General features: G+C 34.6%; 31 protein-coding genes. 21 read left to right on the top strand and 10 right to left on the bottom strand.

The window, feature by feature from the left end; all coding sequences use genetic code 11:
* The first annotated feature begins 10 nt into the window (after positions 1-10).
* Both G551_RS15315 and yajC read left to right on the top strand, forming a co-directional pair.
* The gene (locus G551_RS15315; RefSeq protein WP_051191225.1) at positions 11-514 is read left to right on the top strand and encodes a DUF1573 domain-containing protein; all 504 of its coding nucleotides are present in this window, start codon (positions 11-13) and stop codon (positions 512-514) included.
* A gap of 19 nt (positions 515-533) precedes the next feature.
* Positions 534-833, top strand: a complete 300-nt coding sequence (gene yajC / locus G551_RS0103270; RefSeq protein ID WP_027884227.1) for a preprotein translocase subunit YajC — start codon at positions 534-536, stop codon at positions 831-833.
* A gap of 46 nt (positions 834-879) precedes the next feature.
* Here the strand turns inward: yajC and G551_RS0103265 are convergent, their stop codons facing one another.
* On the bottom strand, positions 880-1,470 hold the full coding sequence (locus tag G551_RS0103265) for a YdeI/OmpD-associated family protein (protein ID WP_027884226.1): 591 nt from the start codon (positions 1,468-1,470) through the stop codon (positions 880-882).
* 103 nt (positions 1,471-1,573) lie between these two features.
* On the opposite strand from G551_RS0103265, the gene G551_RS0103260 reads away from it, so the two are divergent.
* Positions 1,574-2,065 (top strand): MarR family winged helix-turn-helix transcriptional regulator, encoded by a 492-nt coding sequence (locus G551_RS0103260; RefSeq protein WP_027884225.1) that lies wholly within the window; start codon positions 1,574-1,576, stop codon positions 2,063-2,065.
* A 12-nt stretch (positions 2,066-2,077) separates the two neighbouring features.
* Complete coding sequence (locus tag G551_RS17015; RefSeq protein WP_084626367.1) at positions 2,078-2,362, top strand: CBU_0592 family membrane protein; 285 nt, start codon at positions 2,078-2,080, stop codon at positions 2,360-2,362.
* 151 nt (positions 2,363-2,513) lie between these two features.
* Here G551_RS17015 and pepT read toward each other — a convergent pair whose 3' ends face one another.
* Positions 2,514-3,758: a peptidase T gene (gene pepT / locus G551_RS0103255; protein ID WP_027884224.1), complete on the bottom strand. Its 1,245-nt coding sequence runs from the start codon at positions 3,756-3,758 to the stop codon at positions 2,514-2,516.
* A 111-nt stretch (positions 3,759-3,869) separates the two neighbouring features.
* On the opposite strand from pepT, the gene G551_RS0103250 reads away from it, so the two are divergent.
* From G551_RS0103250 to G551_RS0103230, 5 genes are all read left to right on the top strand, one after another.
* Entirely contained in the window at positions 3,870-4,889 is a 1,020-nt protein-coding gene (locus G551_RS0103250; RefSeq protein WP_027884223.1) for a quinone-dependent dihydroorotate dehydrogenase, read from the top strand.
* A gap of 131 nt (positions 4,890-5,020) precedes the next feature.
* Positions 5,021-5,638: a LysE family translocator gene (locus tag G551_RS0103245; RefSeq protein ID WP_027884222.1), complete on the top strand. Its 618-nt coding sequence runs from the start codon at positions 5,021-5,023 to the stop codon at positions 5,636-5,638.
* 49 nt (positions 5,639-5,687) lie between these two features.
* Positions 5,688-6,395 (top strand): hypothetical protein, encoded by a 708-nt coding sequence (locus G551_RS0103240; protein WP_156876749.1) that lies wholly within the window; start codon positions 5,688-5,690, stop codon positions 6,393-6,395.
* A 97-nt stretch (positions 6,396-6,492) separates the two neighbouring features.
* Positions 6,493-7,356 (top strand): hydroxymethylglutaryl-CoA lyase, encoded by an 864-nt coding sequence (locus G551_RS0103235; protein ID WP_027884220.1) that lies wholly within the window; start codon positions 6,493-6,495, stop codon positions 7,354-7,356.
* A 51-nt stretch (positions 7,357-7,407) separates the two neighbouring features.
* Positions 7,408-9,246: a tetratricopeptide repeat-containing sensor histidine kinase gene (locus tag G551_RS0103230; RefSeq protein ID WP_027884219.1), complete on the top strand. Its 1,839-nt coding sequence runs from the start codon at positions 7,408-7,410 to the stop codon at positions 9,244-9,246.
* 52 nt (positions 9,247-9,298) lie between these two features.
* Here G551_RS0103230 and G551_RS16365 read toward each other — a convergent pair whose 3' ends face one another.
* From G551_RS16365 to G551_RS15310, 5 genes are all read right to left on the bottom strand, one after another.
* Positions 9,299-9,541: a hypothetical protein gene (locus tag G551_RS16365; RefSeq protein WP_084626366.1), complete on the bottom strand. Its 243-nt coding sequence runs from the start codon at positions 9,539-9,541 to the stop codon at positions 9,299-9,301.
* 152 nt (positions 9,542-9,693) lie between these two features.
* Positions 9,694-10,941 carry a T9SS type A sorting domain-containing protein gene (locus tag G551_RS0103225; protein ID WP_027884218.1) on the bottom strand — a complete coding sequence of 416 codons (1,248 nt, stop codon included), beginning with the start codon at positions 10,939-10,941 and terminating at the stop codon, positions 9,694-9,696.
* A 32-nt stretch (positions 10,942-10,973) separates the two neighbouring features.
* Positions 10,974-12,389, bottom strand: a complete 1,416-nt coding sequence (locus G551_RS0103220) for an HmuY family protein (RefSeq protein WP_036243227.1) — start codon at positions 12,387-12,389, stop codon at positions 10,974-10,976.
* A gap of 4 nt (positions 12,390-12,393) precedes the next feature.
* Positions 12,394-12,645: a hypothetical protein gene (locus G551_RS16135; RefSeq protein ID WP_051191220.1), complete on the bottom strand. Its 252-nt coding sequence runs from the start codon at positions 12,643-12,645 to the stop codon at positions 12,394-12,396.
* 21 nt (positions 12,646-12,666) lie between these two features.
* Complete coding sequence (locus tag G551_RS15310; protein ID WP_051191219.1) at positions 12,667-14,538, bottom strand: TonB-dependent receptor plug domain-containing protein; 1,872 nt, start codon at positions 14,536-14,538, stop codon at positions 12,667-12,669.
* A 116-nt stretch (positions 14,539-14,654) separates the two neighbouring features.
* On the opposite strand from G551_RS15310, the gene G551_RS0103210 reads away from it, so the two are divergent.
* From G551_RS0103210 to G551_RS0103200, 3 genes are read left to right on the top strand one after another with little or no spacing between them, the layout of a single operon-like run.
* Complete coding sequence (locus G551_RS0103210) at positions 14,655-15,554, top strand: DUF6607 family protein (protein WP_036243224.1); 900 nt, start codon at positions 14,655-14,657, stop codon at positions 15,552-15,554.
* 3 nt (positions 15,555-15,557) lie between these two features.
* Positions 15,558-16,079 carry an FMN-binding protein gene (locus G551_RS0103205; protein ID WP_027884215.1) on the top strand — a complete coding sequence of 174 codons (522 nt, stop codon included), beginning with the start codon at positions 15,558-15,560 and terminating at the stop codon, positions 16,077-16,079.
* Between the two features lies 1 nt (position 16,080).
* Positions 16,081-16,581 (top strand): hypothetical protein, encoded by a 501-nt coding sequence (locus G551_RS0103200; protein WP_027884214.1) that lies wholly within the window; start codon positions 16,081-16,083, stop codon positions 16,579-16,581.
* On the opposite strand, the gene G551_RS0103195 is transcribed toward G551_RS0103200, so the two are convergent.
* A complete protein-coding gene (locus tag G551_RS0103195) occupies positions 16,578-17,411 on the bottom strand; it encodes a universal stress protein (RefSeq protein WP_027884213.1) in 834 nt (277 codons plus the stop codon). The two genes, G551_RS0103200 and G551_RS0103195, sit on opposite strands and share 4 nt — an antisense overlap.
* Positions 17,412-17,583: 172 nt before the next feature.
* Between G551_RS0103195 and guaB the strand changes: the two genes are divergently transcribed.
* From guaB to G551_RS0103150, 9 genes are all read left to right on the top strand, one after another.
* Positions 17,584-19,056: an IMP dehydrogenase gene (guaB, locus tag G551_RS0103190; RefSeq protein ID WP_027884212.1), complete on the top strand. Its 1,473-nt coding sequence runs from the start codon at positions 17,584-17,586 to the stop codon at positions 19,054-19,056.
* Positions 19,057-19,135: 79 nt separating this feature from the next.
* Positions 19,136-20,164: a LacI family DNA-binding transcriptional regulator gene (locus G551_RS0103185; protein WP_027884211.1), complete on the top strand. Its 1,029-nt coding sequence runs from the start codon at positions 19,136-19,138 to the stop codon at positions 20,162-20,164.
* Positions 20,165-20,172: 8 nt separating this feature from the next.
* Positions 20,173-21,492, top strand: a complete 1,320-nt coding sequence (gene fucP / locus G551_RS0103180) for an L-fucose:H+ symporter permease (RefSeq protein WP_027884210.1) — start codon at positions 20,173-20,175, stop codon at positions 21,490-21,492.
* Positions 21,493-21,599: 107 nt separating this feature from the next.
* Positions 21,600-22,094, top strand: a complete 495-nt coding sequence (locus G551_RS0103175; protein ID WP_027884209.1) for a PsbP-related protein — start codon at positions 21,600-21,602, stop codon at positions 22,092-22,094.
* A 122-nt stretch (positions 22,095-22,216) separates the two neighbouring features.
* Positions 22,217-22,837 (top strand): DUF4403 family protein, encoded by a 621-nt coding sequence (locus G551_RS0103170; RefSeq protein WP_027884208.1) that lies wholly within the window; start codon positions 22,217-22,219, stop codon positions 22,835-22,837.
* A 41-nt stretch (positions 22,838-22,878) separates the two neighbouring features.
* Positions 22,879-23,610, top strand: a complete 732-nt coding sequence (locus G551_RS0103165) for a carboxypeptidase-like regulatory domain-containing protein (RefSeq protein WP_156876747.1) — start codon at positions 22,879-22,881, stop codon at positions 23,608-23,610.
* Complete coding sequence (locus G551_RS16780; RefSeq protein WP_308426727.1) at positions 23,611-23,745, top strand: hypothetical protein; 135 nt, start codon at positions 23,611-23,613, stop codon at positions 23,743-23,745. It abuts the gene before it with no gap.
* A gap of 4 nt (positions 23,746-23,749) precedes the next feature.
* On the top strand, positions 23,750-24,595 hold the full coding sequence (locus tag G551_RS15305; protein WP_051191214.1) for a glycoside hydrolase family 28 protein: 846 nt from the start codon (positions 23,750-23,752) through the stop codon (positions 24,593-24,595).
* Positions 24,596-24,647: 52 nt separating this feature from the next.
* On the top strand, positions 24,648-25,454 hold the full coding sequence (locus G551_RS0103150) for an SDR family oxidoreductase (protein WP_027884206.1): 807 nt from the start codon (positions 24,648-24,650) through the stop codon (positions 25,452-25,454).
* Here G551_RS0103150 and G551_RS0103145 read toward each other — a convergent pair.
* Both G551_RS0103145 and G551_RS0103140 read right to left on the bottom strand, forming a co-directional pair.
* Positions 25,451-25,996: a biliverdin-producing heme oxygenase gene (locus G551_RS0103145; protein ID WP_027884205.1), complete on the bottom strand. Its 546-nt coding sequence runs from the start codon at positions 25,994-25,996 to the stop codon at positions 25,451-25,453. The genes G551_RS0103150 and G551_RS0103145 overlap by 4 nt on opposite strands.
* Complete coding sequence (locus tag G551_RS0103140) at positions 25,997-26,560, bottom strand: response regulator (RefSeq protein ID WP_027884204.1); 564 nt, start codon at positions 26,558-26,560, stop codon at positions 25,997-25,999.
* Positions 26,561-26,564: the final 4 nt, after the last annotated feature.

Here is a 26,564-nt window from a genome sequence, read left to right as displayed (position 1 = left end):
ATTAAGTAAAATGAAAAAAGGATTTTTAATGTTAGCTGCCGTAGCAGCCATCGCATTTACCTCTTGTAAAGAAGAAAAAGCAGCAGATAAAGTAAACGAAGAAAATGTTGCAGATGTTGCTGAAAGAGATGCTAACGCAGAAGGTACTGCAAAAATGTCTTTCGAAGAAGAAATGCACGATTTCGGTACTATTAACGAAGGTGATGTTGTAGAGCACACTTTTAAATTTACGAACACTGGTGATGCACCATTAGTAATCACAAACGCAAAAGGTAGCTGTGGTTGTACAGTACCATCTTGGCCAAAAGAGCCTATAGCTCCGGGAGCAACAGGAGAAATGTTAGTAAAATTCAATTCTCGTAACAAGCCAAACAACCAAATGAAAACTGTTAGAATTACTACTAACACAGAGGCTGGACAAGAAATGATTAAAATTAAAGCTTTTGTAACTCCTAGCGCAGACGGAGGTCAAGCACAAGCGGCTACTTCTCACGAAGGTCACGATCATAACTAAACAAAATAGAAACTAGTCTATGGAGTCATTAATGGGACTTTGGCCTTTTTTAGCCATTTTTGCAGTATTTTATTTTTTTATGATTCGACCTCAAATGAAGCGTCAGAAATCTGAAAAGAATTTTGCTGAAGAGTTAAAAAGAGGAGATAAGGTAGTAACAAAAAGTGGAATGCACGGTAAAATTGCCGATTTTAGTGAAAAGCTAAATGCAGTAATCTTAGAAACCGGAGCAGGGAAAATCACTTTCGACAAGTCTTCTATTTCGATGGAACTTAGTCAAGCCTTAAATAAACCAAAGGACGAAAAAGAGAAGAAATAAATTTATTTCTATCAATAAAAAAGCCTCTCAAAACTGAGAGGCTTTTTTATTTTCTATACTTATCATTTAAGCCAATCCCTGCTTTTATCATCGGGATGCATTTTTGTAAACGAGAAATTCTTGTAGCTTCTCGCTTCGCATTAGCAATATGCTCTGTAAACTCACGTTGTTTGCCTTTGGTAAATTTTTCAAAAGCAGATTTTAGCTCTGTATCTTTTTGAAAAGCCTCTTTTAATTCGGAAGGAATTGTAAGCGGTTTATTTTTTTTAGGCTTAATTTCTTTTCCCGCCTTTTGTAATTGAATAGCTTCTTCAACATATTTTTTTAAAGTTGAAATAAGAAGTTTGTCATTTTCTTTAAATCTTATTTGTCGCAAAGCTTTCGTTTTTTCTTCCTGCGCATTAATGAGTAATTCTGTGTTTTGCTGAAGTAAAGCTCCGTTAAAAAACCACAATGCGTAGTGATTTTTAAATGCACCTAACCCTACCACATTTTTATTGTTTAAGACATAAATTGGAGCACCCCATTTAATAGTTTCTTCTAATTCTGTTGAAAGAAGTAACTCTCGTAACTGTTGCAACTCTTCTTTCCATTTTAAATGCTTTTCTGCGTATTCTTCAAATGATTTTACTGGCATAAATCTCAAATTTGAAATTAAATATACGTTAAAATGAATTTATTAAGTAACCCGTTACGTAATTTTTTGCACATTTGCGTAACGGGTTACTTAAATAGTATTTATGGAAGAAGATTTTTTAGTTGAAATGGATTACGCAGGACTCACGGCTCGATTAAAGAGATTGAGCGATGCATTTGTATACAGTACCAAAGAATTTTATAAGTCAGTCGATTTAGATATCGAACCCAATTGGCATATGATTTTTCTTATCCTGCAAAAAAATGAGCAAATGACGGTTATGGAAATTGCTGAAGCTTTGCAACTTTCGCATCCCGCGATCGTGAAACTAATTAATAAAATGAAAAAGCGAGGCTACATTAAATCTGAAAAAGATCCCGAAGATTTTCGTAAATATCAATTAAGCCTATCAGAGAAAGCTCTTGAAAAGTTACCGGAGATCGAAACCTATTGGGAAGCCGGAAATGAAGCTGTTGCTCAAATAATGAATCATAACAGAGAAATTTTAAAACAATTAGAAATTTTAGAGCAAAATATTGCCGAAGCAGACTTTAAACAACGAACTGAACAAATTTTAAAAACTAATAAACCCTAAATTTTATGCGCTATGAAAATGGTATTGGATCTATTAGGTTGGTTAGGCTCTTTTTTTGTAGTCCTTTCGTATGCACTTACATTGGTAAAACATAAAGATTTTAGTACCCTTTGTAGGTACTTAAATTTATGTGGAGGCATTTTTGTAGCCTTCAATTGTTTGTATTATAGCGCAATGCCTTCGTTTGTAACGAATGTAATTTGGACATTTATCGCGATTTTCTCTATCTACGGAAATCGTAAAATGTGGAGAAAGAATAAGCGTCGCAATTTTAAACGAAAACCAAGATTTAGGTGATTTTTGCGGCCGTGATGGCAGCGATAGCTTATGGCTAGAAAAAGTTTTAAAAAATGAAGGCTGGCAGAGCGACTAAAAGAAGCTCCTGCCAGCCTTTAATTTTTTAGCTTTTGCAGTTGTAACTATAAGCGTACAGCGCGAAAAGGCGCCCTTATGACTTATACTTTTCTGCCGTAAGTTCTGCAATTTTCACAATCACTTCGGTGGCTTTGATCATACTTTCTACAGGAACGTATTCGTAACGCCCGTGAAAGTTGTGACCGCCGGCAAAAATATTAGGACAAGGTAAGCCCATAAACGAAAGTTGAGAACCATCGGTACCACCACGAATAGGCTTGATAATTGGTTCAACATCTACGGCTTTCATCGCATCTTCTGCAATATCTACAATGTGCATCACCGGTTCTACTTTTTCACGCATATTGAAGTATTGATCTTTAATTTCGATCGTGATCACTTCTTTTTGATGCTGACTGTTAATTTCTTCGGCTAGATCGAGCATCATTTTTTTACGCGCTTCAAAATGTTCTTTATCGTGATCGCGAATAATGTAGTGCATATTGGTTTCTTCTACCTTTCCGCTAATTTGGGTAAGGTGAAAAAATCCTTGTCGGCCTTCGGTATGTTCCGGGGTTTCTAGTCTTGGTAACGAATTTACAAAGTCTTGTGCGATGTACATACTATTTACCATTTTGCCTTTGGCGTAACCGGGATGTACGATTTTACCTTTTACTTTTACATCGGCACCGGCAGCATTAAAATTCTCGTATTCTAATTCTCCAATTTGGCTACCATCCATCGTATATGCCCATTTGGCTCCGAATTTTTCGACATCAAATTTGTGTGCGCCACGACCAATTTCTTCGTCTGGAGTAAAACCTACTTTTATAGGTCCGTGTTTAATTTCTGGATGCTGAAGTAAATATTCTATCGCGCTCATAATTTCGGTAATTCCTGCTTTATCGTCGGCTCCTAAAAGTGTGGTACCGTCGGTAGTGATGAGCGTTTGCCCTTTGTATTGTAGTAAATCTTCAAAATAATCTGGAGAAAGCACAATATCTTCCACTTCATTTAAAACGATATCTTTACCATCATAATTTTCTACAATTTGCGGATTAATGTTCGCTCCGGTAAAATCAGGAGAAGTATCAAAATGGGATACAAAACCAATGGCAGGCACTTCGTGATCTACATTAGAAGGTAATGTTGCCATTACGTAAGCGTTCTCGTCGATGCTCACGTCGCTCATTCCCATTTCTTTGAGTTCTTCGGCTAATTTTTTAGCGAGGTTCCATTGTTTTTCGGTACTTGGAGTGCTGTCGCTTTTCGGGTCGCTTTCGGTATCGATTGTGATGTACGATGTAAAGCGATTAATAATATGTTGTTTTTCGATCATTTTCTAGTATTTTTTTCAAAAATACGTATTCAGAAAGTGGGAAACAAAGACTTTCACATTCGGCTTTGCCTTTTTTATTTTTAACGTATTTTTGTGCAAACCTAAGCACAGATGTACAAGCAACTCATACGACCTTTCTTATTTAAATTTGATCCTGAGAAAATTCATTATTTTACTTTTTCTTTTCTAAGAAAATCTTTTAAAGTACCGGGAATGGCCGGTTTTTTAAAGTCGAAATATGCGGTAGAAGATAAACGATTGGAACGTGAAGTTTTCGGGTTGAAATTTAAAAATCCGGTAGGTTTGGCCGCAGGATTCGATAAAGATGCAAAATTGTACAAAGAACTTTCCGGGCTTGGTTTTGGTTTTGTTGAAATAGGAACCTTAACCCCAAAACCACAATCGGGAAATCCTAAAAAACGTTTGTTCAGGTTGAAAGAAGACCAAGCAATTATTAACCGAATGGGTTTTAATAATGAGGGTGTCGTTGCTGCTGTGGAACGTTTAAAGAAAAATAACGGAGAGGTTTTAATTGGCGGGAATATTGGGAAAAACAAAGTAACACCTAACGAACAAGCCGTTGAAGATTACAAAATCTGTTTTGAAGCGCTTTTCCCGTACGTAGATTATTTTGTGGTGAATGTAAGTTCGCCGAACACGCCAAATTTACGTGCCTTACAAGATAAAGAACCACTTACTCATTTATTAAATACGCTTAAACAGTTAAATGCTGAAAAGCCTACGCAAAAGCCAATTCTATTAAAAATAGCTCCCGATCTTACCGATAGTCAGTTATTAGATATTATTGAGATCGTTCAGCAAACAAAAATAGATGGGGTGATCGCTACCAATACGACCATTTCGCGTGAAGGTTTACAGTCTGAAAATAAAGGGGAAACCGGAGGTTTGAGCGGTAAGCCTTTAACTTCTCGTTCTACAGAAGTGATTCGGTTTTTAGCTGAAAAAAGTAATCGCTCGTTCCCTATTATTGGAGTGGGCGGAATTCATTCAGCAAAAGATGCTTTAGGAAAATTAGAAGCCGGCGCAAGTTTAGTGCAATTATATACAGGCTTTATTTATGAAGGTCCGCAATTAATTAAGGACATTAATCAGGCGATTTTAGGAAAGTAGTCCGAGATTTCATTCATATTGAGCAGAGTCGAAGTTAGTTTAGTAATTTTCTGATCTTAAATTGATGTGATGCTGAATCAAGTTCAGCATGACGAATCGTCGAATAAATTGAATACTTCATTAAAATTTAAATGAATACCGAAATTCTCATCTCCTTTTGTTTAGCAGTTTTTGCTTTGGCGCTTTCACCGGGGCCCGATAATATCTTCGTGTTGGTACAAAGTATTCGGTTTGGTAAAAAATATGCTTTTGCGGTCGTGGCAGGGTTAATGACGGGATGTTTGGTACATACTTCACTCGTAGCTTTTGGGGTTTCTTTATTGATCGCTAAGAATGAAATGCTATTTATGCTGTTGAAGATTTTTGGAGCTGCCTATTTACTTTTCTTGGCTTATAAGGTTTATCGATCTTCAAATCAGATCAATTTTTCGAATGATGAGTTTGAGGCCAAACCAATATTTGGATTATTTCGACAAGGTTTTATGATGAATGTCTTAAACCCGAAAGTTTCTTTATTCTTTTTAGCGCTTTTCCCCGGTTTTCTATTTTCCGAAGAATTAAATGAAACTCTACAGTTTTACGTGTTAGGAGTTTTGTTTATTCTCGTTTCATTCCTTGTTTTCGGGAGTATTGCTTTCTTAGCAGGATCTTTAAAAACTTATTTAGAAAAACACCAACATTCGGGAGTATTTTTAAAATGGATGCAAATTGTTGTTTTTATAGGAATTGCGATTTTTATTCTATTTTAGTTGAATGGTCACTTTCAACTTTAAACTGAAATTTTTTCTAATTACTGTATTGGGATTTATGCTCTTTACGGTTATAGGAACATTATCACACGAATTAGGACATATCACAATGGCAGAGTTGCTGGGTAACGATGCTAAACTTTTTTATGGGAGTATGACCAGTGCTCCTGAAGGCTATTGGGAAGATGAAGACGTAATTGCTTTTCAGAAGTTTTTTGAAGATAACCGAGATAAACTTGAAGCTAATCCAACTGAAGGAGAAAAACTATTAGAGCCTTATTTTAAACCGATTGAAGAAAAATATCCTCATAATCCTACACGGTCAATATTGATAACTATTGGCGGGCCTTTGCAAACTATCTTAACAAGTATTATTGGTTTATTTATTCTGTATTTTAGAAAATCTAAGCATAAATCAGAGTTTAAAGTTTTGGATTGGCTCGGAGTATTTTTAGCACTTTTCATTTTAAGAGAAGTTTTTAATGCAGTTCACGGTTTGGTCGAAGAAGTTCTTGGGAAAACTCAATTTTACGCAGGTGATGAATTTCGCATTTCAGAATATTTAGGTTGGAATGTTTGGACTCTACCGTTAATGATGATGATGATTGGAGCTGCTGTAAGTTTATATGTTATTTTTAAAGTGATTCCTATTCAATACCGGTTCAGTTTTGTTTTAGCGGGTTTAGTGGGTGGACTATCAGGTTTTGCTATTTGGTTTGGTTATTTAGGACCGATTTTACTTCCTGTTGAAATATAAATTACGTTTCTTTTGAAGAATATTTATTTTTCCCTCTTAATTCAGAGAATTTTTATAAAATATTCATTTTTTTAGCCTGAAACTGTATATTTGGAATATGGATAACATCAAGCTTATTGAATGCCCCCGTGATGCTATGCAAGGCATTAAAACTTTTATTCCTACCGAAAAAAAAGTTCAATATATACAGTCATTATTGCGCTGTGGTTTTGATACTATTGATTTTGGTAGTTTTGTTTCGCCACAAGCCATTCCGCAAATGGTAGATACCAAAGAAGTTTTAGCCCAATTAGATCTTTCTTCAACCAAAAGTAAATTACTGGCGATCGTTGCTAATGTTCGTGGAGCGCAAGATGCGGTGGTTCATCCCGAGATTGATTATTTAGGTTACCCATTTTCGATTTCTGAAAATTTTCAGATGCGGAACACGCATAAAACCATCGATCAATCGGTTGATATTTTAAAAGAAATTCTTGAATTAGCGAACCAGAACAATAAAGAAGTCGTGGCTTACCTTTCGATGGGTTTTGGCAATCCTTACGGTGATCCTTGGAATGTCGAGATCGTAGGCGAGTGGACCGAAAAACTCTCTAATTTAGGTGTGAAAATTCTTTCACTTTCTGATACCGTAGGAACTTCTGATGCAGAAACGATTACATATTTGTTTTCAAATTTAATTCCGCAGTATCCAGAAATAGAGTTCGGTGCACATTTACACACTACACCAGATTCTTGGCACGAAAAAGTGAATGCAGCTTATCTTGCCGGTTGTAAACGTTTTGACGGCGCTATACAAGGTTTTGGCGGTTGTCCGATGGCAAAAGATGAACTAACGGGAAATATGCCTACCGAAAAATTAGTGTCGTATTTTACCTCTCAAAAAACAGATTCACAGGTAAAAATGGGAAGTTTTGAAGCTTCTTATAATGAAGCCTTAAAAATTTTTAAGAATTATCACTAATTTGGTTTGAATTAGAATTTTACACTATTTTAACATCAATTTTTTAAAAGGATGATTTTAAAATTCTTACGTGTTTCTTCTTTTGTTTTGTTGATGAGTTCTTTTCATGGGTTTTGTGATCCGGAAGTATCAACAAGTAATGATTCTATTCACTATTATTTAGAGCAAGCTAAACAAAAGTATCAGGATAATTTTCAAGAAGCATTAGTAAGTACGCAATTGGCAGAGAAAATTGCGGTTGAAAACAATTATGATGATGTCCCAGAAATCAATTTTACGTATGCGGGATTATTCTATGTAAATGGTAATTACAGCAATTCTTTAAAGTATTTTTTAAAGGCTGTTTCTGGTTTTAAAAATCATAATGATGTCGTAGGAGAAAGCAAATCTTATGCTGGTATTGGTTTAATTCAGCAAGCAATAGATAGGCACGAAGTTGCTATTTTGTATTTCGATAAAGCGATAAGCCTCATTGAAGATGATAAATTTTTACTTTCTTCTTATTACTTCAACAAAAGTATTTCTTATTTAGAACTTCATAACCTAAGAAAGGCGAAGCAATTTTTAGATCGTTCTCATAAATTTGCTGTAGAATCTAACCGAAAAGGAGTTTTACATAAAATACAAAACCGTAAAGCTCAGCTGCTATTTCTAGAAAGAAAGTTTGAAAAATCTAAACAAGCTTATCAAGACTTGCTAAGTAATTCGAAAGAATTAAGTAATTGGGAAAAATCTTTTGCTTATGCTGGTTTGGCTGAAGTTAACTTAACGCTAAAACAATTTTCCCAAGCAGAAAAAAATGCTTTAAAAGCCTACCGTTATGCAAAAATAACCAACTCTTATTGGGATTTAGAAAGGAATACGGGAATATTAAGCGACATTTACCAAAAAATTGGTGATACAATTAAAAGAGATTTTTATGCTGAAGAAAATATTGAGTATAGAGATTCGTTGTACAACGATAAACAACTCGATCAAATAAATTTACTTCAGTTAGAATATCAAGAAGAAGAAAATAAATTATTAAGCTACCAAAAAGCAGCGTCAGAAAAAAAGTTAATGATCATAAAAATATTATTCATAATTGTTGTTGTAAAAACAATTATAGGACTGGTTTTCTTTTTAAGATTACGAAAAGCTAACCGACAGAAATCCCTACTGAACAAAGAATTATCGATTAAAAATGAACAGCTAAATAAAATTAACCAAAGTAAAAATAAGATGTTTTCGATTTTATCTCACGATCTAAAATCGCCTATGTCTTCGCTATTGCAACTCATAGAACTTTTAAAAGAAGGTGCTTTTTCTGAAGAAGAACAAAAAGAGGTTTTAAAAGAAATGCACATGCAATTAAGCTCTACCTCTTTAATGCTTAGAAACCTTTTAAAATGGGCAACTAATCAAATGGAGAATAATGAGGTGAATCTAAAAAAGGTTGATCTTATTGATAAGGTAAATGAAGTAGTCGATGTTTATTTTGTAATTGCTAGAAACAAAAACGTCACTATAGCTCATGAAAGTAACGGTTTAAAGCAACTTTTAATTTATGTAGATCCTGCACATTTAAGTGTTATTCTTCATAATTTATTATCGAATGCCGTAAAATTTACTCCGGAAAACGATTTGATTAAAATTAGCTATGCTGAACAAGAGAAAAATGCCTGTCTTAAAATTTTTAATGCCGGTGAACCAATTAAAGAAAATAAGATAACCGAGATAAAAACCAATCAAACTAAGGTTGTTTCTGAGTTTGGTACGTTTAATGAACACGGTACAGGGATTGGTTTATTATTGGTAAAACAGTATTTACTTTCCAATAATGCAACTCTAGAAATAAATCCTATTGAAGGGAAAGGGACTGAATTTGTTATTTGCTTTCAAAAAGTTTAAAATAAAAAAATCACTCGTTAGAGTGATTTTCTATTTTTATACATTTAGTCAATTAGGCAACTTCTTGCGGAGCCCAATGATTACATAACATATGCGGCGCTGCCTTTTTAGGGTTTGGGCAGGTTGCACTCATATATCTTGAACACGTCGTGCAATTTGGATCGTCTTTAATGGCTGCACGCATATCAAAACTATCGCAAGTATGTTTTGTGCCTACGGTCGTTTCGTGAAGTTGGCAAAAATGATCTTCATATTTCTGGCAGTTTACGCAACTGTTTCCTAGTCTAATACTCATAACTTTTCTTTTTAATTTCTTCTAAATTAGATGTAAATAAAAGTAGAAACAATTTAAATAGTTGTTTTTGAGTATTTTGTAATTAGATTGATTTAAAACAAGAAAAGCTACCCGAAGGTAGCTTTCATTACGTTCAAAAAAAATAATAAGAATTATTGTACAATTAACTTTTTGGTAGTCGATTGGTTACCGGTAGAAAACTTGATCACATAGTTTCCGGTATTTAAATGTGAGATATCTAATTTTTGATTGTAGAAACCATCATTTTTTAATTCTTTCTCAAGAACTTTTTGTCCGGTCATACTGTAGATCGCTACGTTAACGTCTGTTGAAATTTTATTTTCATAAAGAATTTCAATCTGTCCTTTTGCCGGGTTCGGGTAAAAACCGAAAGAATCTCCGTTATCAAAATTTGTAACACTTAATTGACTGGTTACATCTTCAACATTAAAACTTAAGTTTCCTGTTGAGCGACCGTCAAATGAAGTGAAATGTAAACGGTATACATTGTTGTCTATATCTTTTACGTAATAATAAACATCGGGTGCAACATCGTAAGCATTTGCTCCCATATTATAAGATTTCCAATCGCGACCAATAGTATTAATTTCAGAAATGTAAGTTTGGTTGTTTGGATCTCCGTTTCCTGTTTCTACATTTTCTGCAACAGTAACATCCGGATGCTGTAAAGCTCCGGTAACTTTATATATTACAGGAGTTCCCATATTAATTTCTGTATAATATTGAGTGAATTTGATATCCCAATCAGTCGTGGCAGGTTCAGCTACTACTTCTGTATCGTTTTTTAAACTGTAATAATTAAAAATGCGATCTGGGTTACTGCTATTTGATACCGTTGCTATAACATCTGCACTCCAAGTTGAAGTAGATTCATCCCAAGTAGCATATTTAAAAGTATAACCCGCTGCATATTGCTCGATAAAAAACTTTCTGTAAGTATTGTCTTCATATTTTAAAACAAAAACAATAGTACCGTAAACTACATGATCTCCTAAATCGTAAATACCCCAACCGTAACCAAAAGGAGGAGTGTTTTCTGAAGCATTGCTAAAAGCTCCATCATACCAATCTTCACTGCTATTGTAAAGTTGCGTCCAGTTGGCTTCGTTGGCAACATCGATAGTTGCCCAATCATTCTCATCGTTAGAAGCTTCAAAAAGTTCGATATTAGAATTAATGCGTAATCCTATACTAGTAGCACTTGTTCTTAAAAAGGCAATATCCCAATCTGCAGCGGTGTACGAATAACTTTCATTTTCAGAAAAATCGTAAAAAACTTCGTTCGTATACTCTGCTCCCATCGAGAGGTTTACTGCTTGTTGTGCATTAGAAATTAGCGCGATGCTAAATAATGCAATAAATAATAGTTTTGTTTTCATAGGTTGAATAATTTTTAATGTTGAATGATATATTAGTTTAAAAGACTGTATTCAAAAGAAGGATAACCTCTAACTCCGTTTTCATTTACTAAGGCTGTAAATCTTAATTTGTAAAGGTTTCCATCTGGATCTTCGATTACATAGAATAAATTAGGAGTGACCGATTGAGAGAAAACATCTCTCCAATTACTACCAATTACACGTTGATCGATCTCGAATTCGTTTTCATCAATATCTTCTAAAGAGAAATTCTGATAGTTAAGATTTTCGTTTGCTGAAACTTCATAAGCTTTTGTTTCTGCTAATACATTTGTAGCTACATAATCTGAAAAACCATAAGCTGTTTGCCCACCGCCCGGTAAGTCTAACACTTCAACAAAAACGCTAAAATTTAAATCCCATTGGGTTGCTTTAGGTTCTACATCGACAATCGTTTCATTGACTAAGCTGAAAAACGTAAAGTTATACTCCGGTGATTTTGAAATTGTAACTTCTTGGTGAGTCGAGGCTTCTAAATCTGCATATTGCAATACATATTCTCCGTTTTCTTGATGAACGCGAACCTTCATCCAGCCACGATAATCGCCTGCAACGGCAACGCTACCAACTTCCGGCGTGTTTGTGCCTACTTCGTTACCCATATTGATGAGGTAAACTTTATTCTCTTCAATTGTGTTTGAAACTTCATCGATAGCCGTTTCAGAAATACTTCCGCTGGGATCATCTACATATTCGTTAGAACCATCTTGCAATAATTGCATTTGATTTTGAAGCTGAAGCACATCGTTCGCCACCACATTATCGATATTCGTTTCTTCTAATGCTGCCGCCATCATAAAGAGTGAAGAATTTAATTTTACTCGAAACTCATCTTTACTGTAAAAAGCAAGATCCCAACGATCGCGTTCAACGATTTTTTCGGTACTGGTACTTAAATCGACATAAACCTGATTTCCTTGATTGGGACCGCCAAGTTCTGGAGCAACGCTTCCGCCGGCAGAAGCAGCGTCAAAATAATTGGCAGTGAATGTGGTGTTCCCTTGTGAGAAACCATTGGTTACTTCAGCAATTAAAAAAGTAACGCTCTTTAGTTCTTCACCTTCGATAGGGTTAGGTGTTAGTTTTTCGAATGTGAAAGAAGTTTCGGTAGTTCCTGCTTCAAAAGGAATTTCGATAATACCACTATTGGCTTGTGGTGTTGTGCTAAAATCTATACCGTAAATTAAACCGTTTTCGGTATAAGTGATACTAATCGTTCCGCTTTGCGAAGCTTCTTCAGAAAAAACTAAATTAATTTCTCTGTCGGTATCGCTATTGGTAAAACTGTAATTTTGATTTTCAAAAGCAACGACAAATTCATTGCTAATTCCGGTATCGTTATCATCATCGCTACACGCTGTTAAAAATGCGATAAGCAATAGGCTAAATAGGTGAAATTTATATTTCATAGGTTTAAAAATTAAGGTTGTATAATAGTTTTAAAAAGTAGGATCTTCCGTAACCCAGCAACTGACTTTGAGCTCCGGCACTGTGAGCGCCACCTTGACCATTGCTAAGGTTAACGCGCGTGATATCGAGTACATTTCTGGCGCCAAGAGTAACTTCAAAATCATCAAAAAAGGTTTTTCTAATCGAAGTGTTTAACCAACCAAAACCTTCGAGTTTACTTCGTGAAATTTCATCTTGATTTTCTCCGCCATACACAAATTGATAGGTAGGACCATTTTATTTAAAAAAGCCGGAGAAGGTCGTATTCCATTTATCGACGGTATACGAAACGTTGGTGTTTACTTGAACCGCGTAGAGGTAATCATCGTTATAATTTTCGCTGGCGTTTAAAATTTGCGATTGCCCGGAAAAGCTAATTCCGAGGTTGGTTCTAAAGTTTTTATAGCTAAGATTGTTGCGTAATGAAAGTCCCCAAGTTCTATGCAAATCAATATTTTCATATCGGTAGGCTAGGGGAGAATTACTCACCACGATTAAATCTATTTTATCATCGACATCTAAATACCAAGCGCTAAGTTTGGGGCGGTATTTAAGCTCGTAATCTTTGCTCCAAAATGTTTTTTTAAGGTGAAGAAATACCGATTTACCGTTTTCCGGATTCAGATTTTCATTTCCTTGAACGTTATGATTAGAATCGACCATATAGGTGAATAGTTGCTCAAAATCTGGTAGTTTAGGAGCGGTCCCGGCTATAATGCGCAATTGGTAATTTTTAGGTAAGTTAATTTTAGTACTTAACGAAGCCACATATTCCGGGTTAAATCTAGAAGACATCATTAACCGAAAGCCCGGTCTAAATGAAAAAGTTGAATTTGGTCTAATTTCTGAAGAAGCAAAAGCACTGTAAGTATTGTAGGTGTTTTTCTTGTTACGCTGTGAGATGTCTTGTAATGCTAATCCGCTCTGCGTACCTTCATCTAACTGAGCTTCATAGCCTACTTCAAAATTTGATTTTTTACTGTTGAAAAAATTGCTGAAGGTTCCTCGCGAGAAAAAACCATTTCTAGTATTGTAATCATACTTGTCTAATTGCTCTTTTTCTCCTGTATTTAGGTAGTAGGTAAACTGCTCGTAATTTTTGAGCTGTTCTTGGTAAGATGCAGAAATATTATAGTTAACCTGCAGATCTATTTTTCCCGAAACATTTAAGTGATGATAAAAGCGTTCAGATCTAAAAATCTCATCGTTAGCCGTAGGATTTAGGGTTTGCGTAGCCGAATTTTTATTAAACCTTACTAAATTGGCAAAACCCAGTGTTTCTTCGGTAAAATATTCAAACTTATAGAAAGCTCTAAAATGCTTTTGGTTATTAAAGTTTACTAAACCTTTAAACGTGTTTTGCTCTTTAGGAAGCCACTCGTAACCGCGAAGACTATCGTTTACAGGTTCGGGTTGGTTGTAGTAATTTTTTCCTTTCAAAAAATTTAGAAACCCTTTAAAATCGTTTCGGGTATATAAAGCCTGCGCATACCATTTATTAGAGAAATTATGACCGATTTTTAGAGATTGAATATGCCGACCTTCATCAAACCAACCATACTCATTACCAACCGTTTCTTCTTGCACATATGGTGTAATTTGCCAACGATGGTCTGAAGATTTTTTAGTAATAATATTCACGACTCCCGTAACCGCATCGGCACCGTATTGAACGCCCATCGAGCCTTCAATAATTTCTATTTGTTGAATATCGTCAAGGTTAATTTGCGTTACATCGATAGCATTACCAAAACCTTCATCACCAACAATGGGAATGTTATCGACCAAGATTTTTACGTACCCAGAACTAAAACCAAATTGCTCGATACCAGATCTACCTTCGCCGGCTTGTGGCACCACATTCATATTTAAAGTTTGGGTAAGTACATCTGCCAGATTATTTCCGGCTAAAAGTTTGATGTCTTCCTGCGTTAATACTTCAACTTCAAAAACAGATTTGTTAACCGATTGCGGATTGTATTGCCCGGTTAAAACAACTTCTTCTAATTGATTTTGCTTTAAAGAATCTTTTTTCTTCTCATTTGTTTCTTGAGCGTAAAAGCTTCCGGTTAGTAGTGTTAATAGTAAGGTTGGGAGTAAATACTTCATTATTTAGACTAAGTCTTAATTAAATTTACAGCGCAAATATATATAAGTTATTTTTAACCAATCTAAATAAATTTTATATTTTGTCGAAAATTATCATTCAACTCAAACCAATAAAAATGAATTTTAAACAATTACTTGCAGGAGCAGTTTTAGGTTTAGGTGTAACTACCGCTTTTGCTCAAAAATCAGTAAAACAAGACCGTGAAGCGATTAAAGATATGTGCGGTTGTTTTGAAGTAACTTTTAAATACACCGAAACTTTTGCTCCCGAAATTGATTACGAAAAGCATTACGATTACAATGCAACGGCTTTAGAATGGGCAGAATTAATTAAAGATGAAAAAGACGAACTTTCGATTCAGCATTTATTAGTGATCAACGATTCTACCATTATTAAACACTGGCGTCAAGATTGGTTGTACGAAAACACCAAACGCTACGATTTTAATCACGATAACGAATGGACGTTTGTAGAAATGCCTAAAAAGGAAGTAAAAGGGCAGTGGACGCAAAACGTATATCAAGTAGATGATAGTCCACGTTATTCTGGTTCTGCCACTTGGTTTCATGCCGACGGGAAACACGTTTGGGACGATGTTGCCAGTTCACCATTACCAAGAAGAGAATATTCTAAACGTAGCGATTACAATGTGATGATGCGTGGTAACCAAGTAGCAATCACCGAAGATGGTTGGGTACACGAGCAAGACAACGAAAAAGTAATTCGTGAAGATGGTAAAGAAGATGTACTTTTAGTTCAAGAAAAAGGCTATAATATTTATAAAAAAGTGCCCGATGCAAAATGTAAAGCCGCTAAAGAATGGTGGGCAGCAAGCAAAGAATTTTGGGCAAAAGTTAGAACAAAATGGGATGAGGTTTACGGTAGAGATAAAGACCTTTCGTTAGAGAAAAAAGTAGAAGGTCAAGCTTTATTTATGAAACTCTTCCCGATGGATGTAACCACGAGTCAAGATAAAATTGATGAGGTGATTGAAGCTTACGTTAAAAAAGGATAATTTATGTGGAAAAGAATTTTCATAGTAGTTTTTATAGGTCTAGGTTTTAGCTTTATGGGTGGTGAATTAGAAGAGAAATTCTATAAAGCCATTCGCGGTACATACGAAGTCGATCAATTTAAATTAAAAGAAATTGAAGCTTCTGCCGCAATCAATGAAAAACTACCCGCCAAAACCGGAAACGAAAACTTATTTCAAATTTTTTCTGATGACCAATCTATCGGTTATGCTTATTTAGGGAAAGCTCCCAGTAAGAAAAAAGAATTTGATTATGTGGTGATGTTCGATAACGATTTGATCATCAAAAAATCGAAAGTGCTCATTTACCGTGAAAATTACGGTCAGCAAATCGGGACGCAACGTTGGTTAAGGCAATTTATCGGGATGTCGCCGGCTTCAGAAGTAAATTATGGTGAAAATGTGGCTGCGATAAGCGGTGCAACTATTTCAGCATCTTCCATGGCAAGAGCGGTGAATCGAGTTTTAAAAACCATGAAAATTCTTCAAGAAGAAAATATGCTTTAAAATGAATTTCAACACCACTTTTGCTGAATTTCCTAAAGAAGTAAAATTATTAATCGGCGCTTTTCTCATCGTGTTAAGCGTCGGTTATTTTACCGGATTTCGCTTTGTAAACGAAACGACAGAAAATACTCCCACCGGTATTCAAGAAAATTATTTAGGGAATGAAGACGATCTGGAAGCTAAGGTGATGAAGTTCAAAAAACCAAAGCGAGAGATGCTTACCATTATTCATACGCATATCTTATCGATGTCTGTTATTTTCTTCATTTTAGGTGGTTTGGTAAGTTTTGCAAAACTCCCTGCTTGGTTAAAAAAATCATTGATGCTAGAACCGTTGCTTTCGGTTTTACTCACTTTTGGTGGTATTTATTTAATGTGGTCGGGTTATCATTTTATGCGATATGTGGTGATGATCTCGGGTATATTGATGACCACTTCATTTATACTTTCTGTAGTTATTGTTTTTCTTCAATTATTTAAAAGAAATAAAGCTGAAATTTAATTTTCAGGATCATAACTTTCTGAAGGTAATACCAGAAAAGGAAACTTGGCGTTGAACCCAATTTCATTAATGATTGAACTAAATAGAATTTTTTCAATAAAACTTCTTCGGTGCTTGATCATAATTAATAAGTCAATCTTATTTTCTTTATTAAATTCTTCAATAGCTTCCGGTACACTATCTTTGTAAACCGAATTGAAATCGTGTGGAGTTTCAGCAAAAAAATTATCTAAATCTTTTTTAGATTGAAGCTGTTTCTCGTTAAGTCTAATTCCAAAATTAGCGTGCATCACGTGTATTTTTGCATTTTTCTTATCAGCAAGATTTTTAATGAAACTCATTTGGTATTCGGCAAAATCAATTTCATATTTTGTTGTAAAAAGAATGTTTTCCAATTCTTTATAACGATAATTAGATGGAATGGCCAACAGTGGGCATTTAGCAATTTGAATGGCATGAACCGTGTGCGTTCCAAATAAAAGTTCTTCACCGCCAGAAGCACCATTGGTTCCCATTATTACCAAATCAATCTCTTTATTTTTTACACGTTCTTCTATTTCTTGATAAAGCATGTTGAATGTAGAAACCAATTCAAACTCATGATTATCGTTATTAAATTCTTTAAGAATGCGTTTTCTTAACCGTTCTAACTTTTTTAGGGAATTCTCTTCATAAAGCGTATTCAAACTACTATAAATAATATAATCTGAATTGTAAAGCGTATTTAAAAGTGTAAAATGGCACTTTTCATCTTTAAAAAAATGTAAAGCATAAGAAATGGCATTGTAAGCGTTTTCTGAAAAATCGGTTGGGAGCAAAATCCTTTTCATCTTATTAGTTTTTTAGGTTAATGTAAAAGTACCCAAGATGTTTTTGATGAGAACTGATATTAATCAGGTTTTAGTATTTATTGCTTTTAAGAAATTGTAAAATAATTGTATGGATGTAAAGCATTGTCATCTTAAAAACCTATATTTGCATGCAATTAAATCCTTAATTGCTATGACTGCACACGAGAACAAGATTTTAGGCGAAGGACTAACTTATGATGACGTCTTACTTGTACCAGCCTTTTCAGAAGTACTTCCTAGAGAAGTAAATATTCAAACAAAATTTACCAGAAACATTACCATTAATGTTCCTATTGTATCTGCTGCGATGGATACGGTAACAGAATCTAGAATGGCAATTGCTATTGCTAGAGAAGGTGGGATTGGTGTGTTGCATAAAAACATGACCATCGAGCAGCAAGCTTTAAAAGTGAGAAAGGTGAAACGTGCAGAAAGCGGTATGATTATCGATCCTGTGACCTTACCAATTACGGCTAAAGTAAAAGATGCAAAAGCATCGATGGCAGAACATAGTATTGGCGGTATTCCTATTGTAGATGAAGAAGGAAAGTTATTAGGGATTGTTACTAATCGTGATTTACGTTTCGAGAAGAATATAAATCGACCAATTTCTGAGGTAATGACTTCAGAAAACTTAGTCACTGTAGCAGAAGGAACTTCGTTAGATGATGCAGAAGATATTTTACAAGCCAATAAAATTGAAAAACTTCCGGTAGTTAATAAAGAAAATAAACTGGTAGGTTTAATTACCTTTAGAGATATCACCAAACTTACGCAAAAACCTATTGCCAATAAAGATCAATACGGAAGATTACGTGTGGCAGCCGCTTTAGGAGTTACAGCAGATGCTGTGGAAAGAGCAGAAGCTTTAGTAAATGCAGGTGTTGATGCGGTGGTGATCGATACAGCTCATGGGCATACCAAAGGTGTGGTTTATGTATTGCAAGAGGTTAAAAAGAAATTTCCGGAATTAGAAGTTGTAGTGGGTAACATTGCTACAGCAGAAGCTGCAAAATATTTAGTTGAAGCAGGAGCAGATGCTGTAAAAGTTGGAATTGGTCCGGGTTCTATTTGTACGACAAGAGTGGTAGCAGGAGTAGGATTTCCACAGTTTTCAGCAGTTTTAGAAGTAGCTGAAGCGATTAAAGGAACCGGCGTTCCTGTAATTGCCGATGGTGGTATTCGTTACACCGGTGATATTCCTAAAGCTTTAGCCGCTGGAGCAGATTGCGTGATGCTAGGTTCATTATTAGCAGGTACAAAAGAATCTCCGGGAGAAACCATTATTTACGAAGGAAGAAAATTTAAGTCTTACCGCGGAATGGGATCTGTAGAAGCGATGCAAAAAGGTTCTAAAGATCGTTATTTCCAAGATGTAGAAGACGATATTAAAAAATTAGTACCCGAAGGTATTGTAGGTCGTGTGCCTTATAAAGGTGAATTGGTTGAAAGTATGAACCAGTTTATTGGTGGTCTTCGCGCCGGTATGGGATATTGTGGAGCTAAAGATATTGCTTCATTAAAAAGTGATGCAAAATTTATCAAAATTACCTCTTCAGGTATTATGGAAAGTCACCCGCACGACGTAACCATTACCAAAGAAGCACCGAATTATTCGAGATAAAATAATTTAACTTTATAAAACAAGCCCTTTATGTGAATTTACATAAAGGGTTTGTGATTTTTATACGATATTTGAAATTATGAAAAATAAAAAAATATCGATAAAAGATATTGCTAGTGAATTAGGAGTTTCAGTAACTACAGTATCTTTTGTTTTAAATAATAAAGCTGAAGAAAAAAGGATTTCTAAAGAGGTAACTAAAAAGGTATTAGCGTATGTCGAGAAAGTTAATTATAAGCCTAATTCTTTAGCTCAAAGTTTAAGAACTGGAAAATCTAAAGTTCTAGTTTGTATGTTAGAAGATATCTCCAACGATTTCTTTGCGAAATTAGCAAGGCATATTGAAGATATAGCTTACCAAAAAGGTTACAAAATCTTATTTTGTAGCAATGATAATGATGATGAAAAATCTATTGAGTTAATCGATCTTTTTCTTGAAAGGCAAGTTGATGGTTTTTTGCTCACTCCTTCACCTAATCTTCAACCAAAAATATTAGAACTAAAAAAACGGAACATTCCTGTTGTATTGCTAGATCGATTTTTTGAGAAAGAAAATTTTAATTATGTAGGTATTGATAATGAAGAAGCTTCAAAATTAGGTGTTGAGCATCTTCTTGAAAATAACTACAAAAAAATAGGTTTTATAAGTATAGATATGAATCAAACTCAAATGAGCGCACGTTTGTTAGGGTTTGATGAAGCGATCAATAAACATCAGCTCTATGCTCAAAAATTAATTTTAAAAGCCAAAGATTCTTCAGAAGAAAAAATTAATCAGATAAAATTATTTTTGAATGATCATTCAGATCTAGACTCTATTTTATTTTCTACAAATTACTTAACCTTTTTAGGGTTGAAAGCTTTAAAAGAAAATGATCCTAAAAGATTGAATGAATTAGGAATCATTTCATTTGATGATAATTCTTTTTTTGAAATATGTAAACCTTCAATAACCACATTAAAACAGCCTTTAGATAAAATTGCTAAAGAAGCTATGCGAATAATGTTTAAAAATTTAGATTCAAATTCGACTGTCAATGCAGAAATGATAAATTTGAAAACTGAATTAAAACTAAGAGAATCAACACAACTTATCAATAATAATTAAACTCAGAAATGAATAAACAGAACAATACCTCTTACAGAACAGCTTTTATATTCTTAACCTTGCTTTTCTTTTTATGGGGTTTTCTAACGGTAATCGTAGACTCATTAATTCCTAGATTAAAAGAAGTCTTTGAGTTAACCTATTTTCAAGCCGGAATGGTACAATTTGCTTTTTTTGGCGCTTACTTTTTACTTTCAATCCCCGCAAGTTTTATACTTTCTAAAATCGGCTATAAAAAAGGAATCATTTTAGGAATCCTTATGATGGCAGCTGGTTGTTTACTTTTCTATCCTGCATCTTCACTACGCGTATTTTGGATTTTTATGTTAGGATATTTCATTTTAGCCGGTGGGATTACCATTCTTCAGGTTGCGGCTAATCCTTATGTGACTATTTTAGGACCAGAAAAAAGTGCTGCGAGTCGTCTAAATTTATCACAAGCTTTTAATTCATTAGGAACGTCAATTGCTCCGATCGTAGGAGCGTTATTTATTTTAAGTGATAAAATAAAAACTGGAGATCAAATTAGTGCATTAACTTCTCAAGAGCAGTCAGATTATTACGCGGCAGAAGCAGCAGCAGTACAAACTCCGTTCTTAACCATTGCCGGAATTTTAATAGCTATCGCATTGGTATTTGTTTTTGTAAACCTTCCGAAGATCATTGGTGAAGGAGAGAAAAAAGGAAGTTACGCAACAGCCTTTAAAAATAAGAATCTAATTTTGGGAGCTATTGGTCTTTTCTGTTATGTAGGTGCTGAAGTTGCTATTGGTAGTTATATGGTCAATTACTTTATGAAATTAGATCTAGCAGAAATGGTTAGAAATACTCCATTTATGCGAACCATCGCCAATTGGTTTTTAACCGATGATCTAAGTGCGGTCGATGGTAAAGCTGTGGTAGGTATTTTTGTGACTTTTTATTGGACGGGTGCAATGGTAGGTCGTTTTATTGGTGCTTACTTAACTAGCATCATCAAACCGGCAAAAGTGCTAAGTATTTTTGCAATAATCGCTCTTGCTTTAATTGTGATTTCTACGCAAAGTACAGGTCTTTTAGCAATGTGGACAATTATTGCAGTCGGTTTATTCAACTCGATTATGTTCCCAACTATCTTTAGTTTAGGCTTAGATGAATTAGGAGACAGCAAACCTCAAGGTTCTGGTATTATGTGTACAATGATTGTAGGAGGGGCAGTTGTACCACCATTATTTGGACTTTTAACCGATACTTCAGGATTTGGTTTAGCTTTTATGCTCGTAATGTGTTGTTACCTATATATTTTCTTCTTTGCATATCGACATAAGAAAACAGAAGTTTCAATCTAGATATAAAAAAGCCCTTCAAATTTTGAAAGGCTTTTTTATTAGAAGTATTAAGATTTAATGAAATCTGGAAGTATTCTTTAGCTTTGGATAATAATCCATTCATTATAATGAAATACCCCTTCTTAATCCTATTTATTATTCTATGTGTTAGCTGTAATAACAGTGATTTAAAAACCATAGAGAATGAAAATTTTTCAATTAGTTATCCTGAATCTTTGAAAAGAGAGGAAAGCGGTGAAAATAATACCCTTTTTAAACTAACCCCTAAAAATCCCGGCGAAAACCGTAATTATATAGAAAGCATTAATTTGGTAACTCGTGATTATCCTGATATGAGTTTAAAACAAGCTGCTCAAAAACTTAAAAAAGAAGTAAATCGAGTCGGCGTGATCACTGATTTTAAAGAAATTGATTTTGGAAATTCTAACGGGTATCGATTAGAATTTAAAATAATTTTTGATGAAGGGATGCGCCGATATATACAAGACTATTACAAGAATGGAGATCGTGTTTACATCTTGACTTTTGCATCTCAAGAAAGTATTTATCCGGAAATTTATGAAGAAATGAATACGGTCTTAAAAAGCTTCCGTTTAAAATAAATGAGTAAATATATTCAGTTTAATAAGTTGAAATATACAAATCTCATCTTATGAACTATAAAGTTAAATTAAAAAATGAATCCATTTTTTGAAGGGATTTTTATTTTAAGTAACTTATGTAAATGCAAAAAAATGAAAAAGAAATAAGCGGGGTAAGTATTCAAATTCCCGTCAAAATAACCTTGACGGCATTAGAAAAAGTTTTAAAAGAAAAACTGGTAGGTTATCAAATACAGAAAGAAGAGGCAAAAGGACAACAATACGGAGAAATTTTAGCGATAAACCTTAGCAACGGTAAACCCGGTTTTGACGTTTGCATTAGGCAACAAGTATTAATGAAAACGGTGTTGTTTAAAAATAAAACAATAAGTTTTAGTTTTCAGTTGAAGTTTGATTTCGACGAAGAACAGCAAGAAATCATCATCAAGGATTATCAGGTGGAAGGTGAACAAAAAGCCTGGTTTACCAATCGGCTTTTAAAAGCAATGATGACGTTGCTGATGAAGAAAAAACTCTCCGGCAACTCTAAACTTTTTCTCACTCCCAAAATCTCCGAGTTTTTACAACAAATTAATCAAAAGCTCGAAAATATCATCGAAGTGAAAAAAGGCGTTCAGTTGTTTGGAACGATTAATGATTTTAAGATTCAGAATTTGTATTTTAAAGAAGATGCTGTTGTGGTTTTAGTGAAGCTTGAAGGAAATTTAGCTGCGGAAGTTTCTGAAATAGAACTCCCTAATTAGAAAAATCTACTTATATTTAAACGTGATTTAATGCTAAACTTTTGAAATTCAAACTCAACATCCCGGAACCTTGCCATGAAGACTGGCAGCAAATGTCGCCAACCCAAAAAGGGAAGTTTTGTGCGAGCTGCCAAAAAGAGGTGATTGATTTTACCAAACTATCTGCCTCAGAAATTGCCCGAAAAACAAAAAATGCAAAACAACTTTGCGGTCGATTTATATCAACACAGTTGGAGCAAGAATATATTTCGTCTACTCAAAACTCACTTTCCAGATTAGGAATTGCTTTAGGCTTAGGGTCAATAATTGCTGTGGCTCAACCAGGTTTAGCACAAGAAAAGAAAAATAATCAAGCAAAAGTTCAAACTCAAAAAGATTTTCAGCTTCAGGAGGAAATAACTCAGTCAAGTCATCAAAAAGATTCGATAATCATAAAAGGAACTGTAACCGATGAAGAAGATGTGCCACTTCCCGGTGTGAATGTAATTCAACAAAATACAGCTCACGGAACTCAAACAGACTTTGATGGTAGTTTTTTACTCAAAATTTCAGAAGAGAATTTTGAAAATGAAGAAACTATTATTTTTTCTTATGTAGGTTATGAACATTATATTTTAAAATTGGATTTAATTGATGAAAACCGATTGCAAAAAATTGATGTGATGATGGTTGAAGATTCTACTTTTATAGGCGAAATAATTGTAAGCAAACCCAACATCTTCCAACGGTTTTTAAATCTCTTCCGCAATAAAGAAAATAAACGCTATTATTAGATGCAAAAAATCTCTTGGGGAATTATAGGTTGTGGCGATGTTGCTGAAGTAAAAAGCGGACCTGCATTTCAAAAATGTGAATATTCAGAATTAGTATGCGTGATGCGCAGAAACTCTGTAAAAGCAAAAAAGTAGAGAAATGAATCATAATTCAACTCCGCTTCAAGATCGACAATTTGGAGAAGGCAGTTATTTGCGTCCGCAATTATTACAATTGGTGAATTCAGAAAACATTTTAATTGAAGATATAAGAATTGAAAATGCGCCGTTTTGGTGTGTTCATTTATTGAAGTGTAAAAGCGCCACTTTGCGCGGCTTATCATACGATTCGCACAACAGCAATAATGACGGCATCGATTTAGAATATACGAGCGATGTTTTAATCGAAGACGTTACTTTCGATAATGGCGATGACAATGTAGCTATAAAAGCCGGCAGAGATGATGAAGGAAGAGCAAATGCAGCGACACCTTCAGAAAATATTGTAATGCGTAATTGTTTGCTGAAAGGTTTACACGCTTTTGTAATTGGGAGTGAAATGAGCGCGGGCGTGCGAAACGTATTTGTACAGAATTGCAAAGCGCACGGCTACCTAAAACGCGGAATTTACTTTAAAACCAATCCCGATCGTGGTGGTTATATCAAAGATATTTACATCGATAACCTGAAATTCGATAAAACCGAAGATCTTTTTTACATCACTTCGTTCTATCACGGCGAAGGCGAGGGGCATAATTCAAAAATCTCTGATATTTACATCAATAATATTAAGTGTGAAGAAGCCACAGGAACAGCCGTAGTGATTCAAGGTTTTGAAGATAGCAAGGTCGAGAATGTTCAGCTTCAAAATATAAAAATAAAGAAAGCAAAAAACGGAACCTCGATTACCAACACTAAAAATGTGGTTGTCGATAACCTGATTATTGATAAAGAAGCGGGAGTGCCAACTGCCGCCGGGAAGGATGTTGGTGAAAAAAGTAATTAGAATAAACGACAATTGTTGGATTATTTCTAATTTCAGCACTTAAAATGTTTAGATGAAAAGATTACAAGACAAGATAGCGGTAGTAACCGGAGGAAATGGAGTTTTAGGAGGAGCAATTGCTAAAGGTTTTGCTGCGGAAGGAGCGAAGGTGGGCATTATGGGAAGAACCGAAGCTACCGTAAATCAAAAAGTTGAAGAAATAAAAGCTGATGGCGGAGATGCATTTGCTTTGGTAGCCGATGTATTAAATCGAGAAAAGCTGGAAGCTTGCAAGAAAAGTGTTCTCCAAAATTATGGAAAGGTAGATATTTTGGTAAATGCTGCGGGAGGAAATGTAAATGGAGCCGTAATTACTCCGGAGCAATCGATTTTCGATCTAAATATAGAAGACTTTGATAAGGTAAATCATTTAAATTTTAAAGGAACTTTATTACCTACGTTAGTTTTTGCTAAAGAAATGGTCGAGCAGAAAAAAGGAAGTATTATTAATATCTCTTCGATGGCTGCTCAACGAGCCTTAACGCGTGTGTTAGGCTATGCAGCAACAAAAGCTGCGGTAGATAATTTTACCAAGTGGTTAGCCGTAGAAATGAATCAGAAATATGGGGATGGCATTCGCGTAAATGCTATTGCTCCAGGATTTTTTATAGGAGAACAGAATCGTGATCTATTATTAAATAAAGACGGAAGTTTAACCGCGAGAGGAAATACAATAGTCACCCAAACACCAATGGCTCGTTTTGGTAAACCAGAAGAATTGCAAGGCGCTGCCAATTGGTTAGCCAGCGATGAAGCTTCTTTTGTTACCGGTATTGTCGTACCGATCGATGGTGGTTTTGGCGCGTTTAGTGGCGTTTAAATCTCCCGAAAAACTTTACCGAAAAACTGAAAGGTTTCTTTAGCTTTTTCGATCGCTTGCGTTTGTTCTTCCGCAGAGAAATCTTTCTTTTTTAAGTCTTTGGTAAATTTTCTCCAACTATCTACGCTTTGACGTTTTCCGTTGAAGAAATGATGCTCTTCAATACTAGAAAGTTGCTCACATTCTTTAATGTTCTTAGAGATCATCATTCCGCCCAGAGAAGAACCTTCAACCACATACCAAGCGCCTAAAGCTTCAGCATCGGTATTGATAGTGAAATCGTGTTGGTAGTTTTCAGAAATGCTAAGATCTACATTTAATTCAGCTAGATCTTTCGCTAAATTTTCTGTTTTGTCTGAAGTATAATCAGGAAGTTGAGCTTCAATTTTATCTTCAGTGATTTTATAAGCTACATAATTTTGAAGTAACAGTTTCTTGTATTGTTCAACAGAAATACTGTGCTTCATTATTAAATCTGCCGTATTCTCACCTTCAATTTTTTCGTGTAACTCTTGGGTTGCCGCTCTTAATTTTTCTAGCATTTATTTTTCTTTCTCTCCTTCTTGAAGCTTAATTAAATCGATGTTTTCTCTAATTTTATTGATGTTAATTTTCTGTTCTTCGGTATCGACATCAATTTTATCTAGGTAATTATAAATTTGATTAACAGCGATTTTATTTTTTCTTATTTTTTCTCTTAGTTCATCTTGCGTGATCATATTAAAAACAACTTGTTTGAAGAGCGGCTCTAATTTTTCAGCAAGATTATTCATGTGTTTTTTTAAGATGAAACCAGAAGCTCCAGAAAGTATGGTGTTTGCGGCCATCTCATCATCATCGATAGTTCCTGTAATAAATATAAAAGGAATATTAGGATCGTGAGCCTTAGCTTCCTCTAAGATATCTAAACCTGTACAGGTAGGTAAATTGTAATCAGATAGAATTACATCGGGCACGAAGCTTTGTAATTCTCTGGTAAAATCAGGAAGATTATCGACGATTTTAATTTCAAAATTCTCTACAAAGCTTTTGATCTGAATTTCAATTAGCTCGGCATCGGTTTTATAATCTTCGATTAATAATATTCTAAGTTTGGTTGTAATCATAGCT

It is taken from the genome of Mesonia mobilis DSM 19841 (assembly GCF_000423405.1).
Classification (GTDB): Bacteria; Bacteroidota; Bacteroidia; order Flavobacteriales; family Flavobacteriaceae; genus Mesonia; species Mesonia mobilis.
Note: the sequence above shows the minus strand (reverse complement) of the source record. Positions and strands in the feature narration are given on the sequence as shown.

Coding starts and splice junctions, on each gene's coding strand:
- G551_RS15315 (WP_051191225.1), top strand. CDS start 11: ATGAAAAAAGGATTTTTAATGTTAGCTGCCGTAGCAGCCATCGCATTT.
- yajC (WP_027884227.1), top strand. CDS start 534: ATGGAGTCATTAATGGGACTTTGGCCTTTTTTAGCCATTTTTGCAGTA.
- G551_RS0103265 (WP_027884226.1), bottom strand. CDS start 1,470: ATGCCAGTAAAATCATTTGAAGAATACGCAGAAAAGCATTTAAAATGG.
- G551_RS0103260 (WP_027884225.1), top strand. CDS start 1,574: ATGGAAGAAGATTTTTTAGTTGAAATGGATTACGCAGGACTCACGGCT.
- G551_RS17015 (WP_084626367.1), top strand. CDS start 2,078: ATGAAAATGGTATTGGATCTATTAGGTTGGTTAGGCTCTTTTTTTGTA.
- pepT (WP_027884224.1), bottom strand. CDS start 3,758: ATGATCGAAAAACAACATATTATTAATCGCTTTACATCGTACATCACA.
- G551_RS0103250 (WP_027884223.1), top strand. CDS start 3,870: ATGTACAAGCAACTCATACGACCTTTCTTATTTAAATTTGATCCTGAG.
- G551_RS0103245 (WP_027884222.1), top strand. CDS start 5,021: ATGAATACCGAAATTCTCATCTCCTTTTGTTTAGCAGTTTTTGCTTTG.
- G551_RS0103235 (WP_027884220.1), top strand. CDS start 6,493: ATGGATAACATCAAGCTTATTGAATGCCCCCGTGATGCTATGCAAGGC.
- G551_RS0103230 (WP_027884219.1), top strand. CDS start 7,408: ATGATTTTAAAATTCTTACGTGTTTCTTCTTTTGTTTTGTTGATGAGT.
- G551_RS16365 (WP_084626366.1), bottom strand. CDS start 9,541: ATGAGTATTAGACTAGGAAACAGTTGCGTAAACTGCCAGAAATATGAA.
- G551_RS0103225 (WP_027884218.1), bottom strand. CDS start 10,941: ATGAAAACAAAACTATTATTTATTGCATTATTTAGCATCGCGCTAATT.
- G551_RS0103220 (WP_036243227.1), bottom strand. CDS start 12,389: ATGAAATATAAATTTCACCTATTTAGCCTATTGCTTATCGCATTTTTA.
- G551_RS15310 (WP_051191219.1), bottom strand. CDS start 14,538: ATGAAGTATTTACTCCCAACCTTACTATTAACACTACTAACCGGAAGC.
- G551_RS0103210 (WP_036243224.1), top strand. CDS start 14,655: ATGAATTTTAAACAATTACTTGCAGGAGCAGTTTTAGGTTTAGGTGTA.
- G551_RS0103205 (WP_027884215.1), top strand. CDS start 15,558: ATGTGGAAAAGAATTTTCATAGTAGTTTTTATAGGTCTAGGTTTTAGC.
- G551_RS0103200 (WP_027884214.1), top strand. CDS start 16,081: ATGAATTTCAACACCACTTTTGCTGAATTTCCTAAAGAAGTAAAATTA.
- G551_RS0103195 (WP_027884213.1), bottom strand. CDS start 17,411: ATGAAAAGGATTTTGCTCCCAACCGATTTTTCAGAAAACGCTTACAAT.
- guaB (WP_027884212.1), top strand. CDS start 17,584: ATGACTGCACACGAGAACAAGATTTTAGGCGAAGGACTAACTTATGAT.
- G551_RS0103185 (WP_027884211.1), top strand. CDS start 19,136: ATGAAAAATAAAAAAATATCGATAAAAGATATTGCTAGTGAATTAGGA.
- fucP (WP_027884210.1), top strand. CDS start 20,173: ATGAATAAACAGAACAATACCTCTTACAGAACAGCTTTTATATTCTTA.
- G551_RS0103175 (WP_027884209.1), top strand. CDS start 21,600: ATGAAATACCCCTTCTTAATCCTATTTATTATTCTATGTGTTAGCTGT.
- G551_RS0103170 (WP_027884208.1), top strand. CDS start 22,217: ATGCAAAAAAATGAAAAAGAAATAAGCGGGGTAAGTATTCAAATTCCC.
- G551_RS16780 (WP_308426727.1), top strand. CDS start 23,611: ATGCAAAAAATCTCTTGGGGAATTATAGGTTGTGGCGATGTTGCTGAA.
- G551_RS15305 (WP_051191214.1), top strand. CDS start 23,750: ATGAATCATAATTCAACTCCGCTTCAAGATCGACAATTTGGAGAAGGC.
- G551_RS0103150 (WP_027884206.1), top strand. CDS start 24,648: ATGAAAAGATTACAAGACAAGATAGCGGTAGTAACCGGAGGAAATGGA.
- G551_RS0103145 (WP_027884205.1), bottom strand. CDS start 25,996: ATGCTAGAAAAATTAAGAGCGGCAACCCAAGAGTTACACGAAAAAATT.
- G551_RS0103140 (WP_027884204.1), bottom strand. CDS start 26,560: ATGATTACAACCAAACTTAGAATATTATTAATCGAAGATTATAAAACC.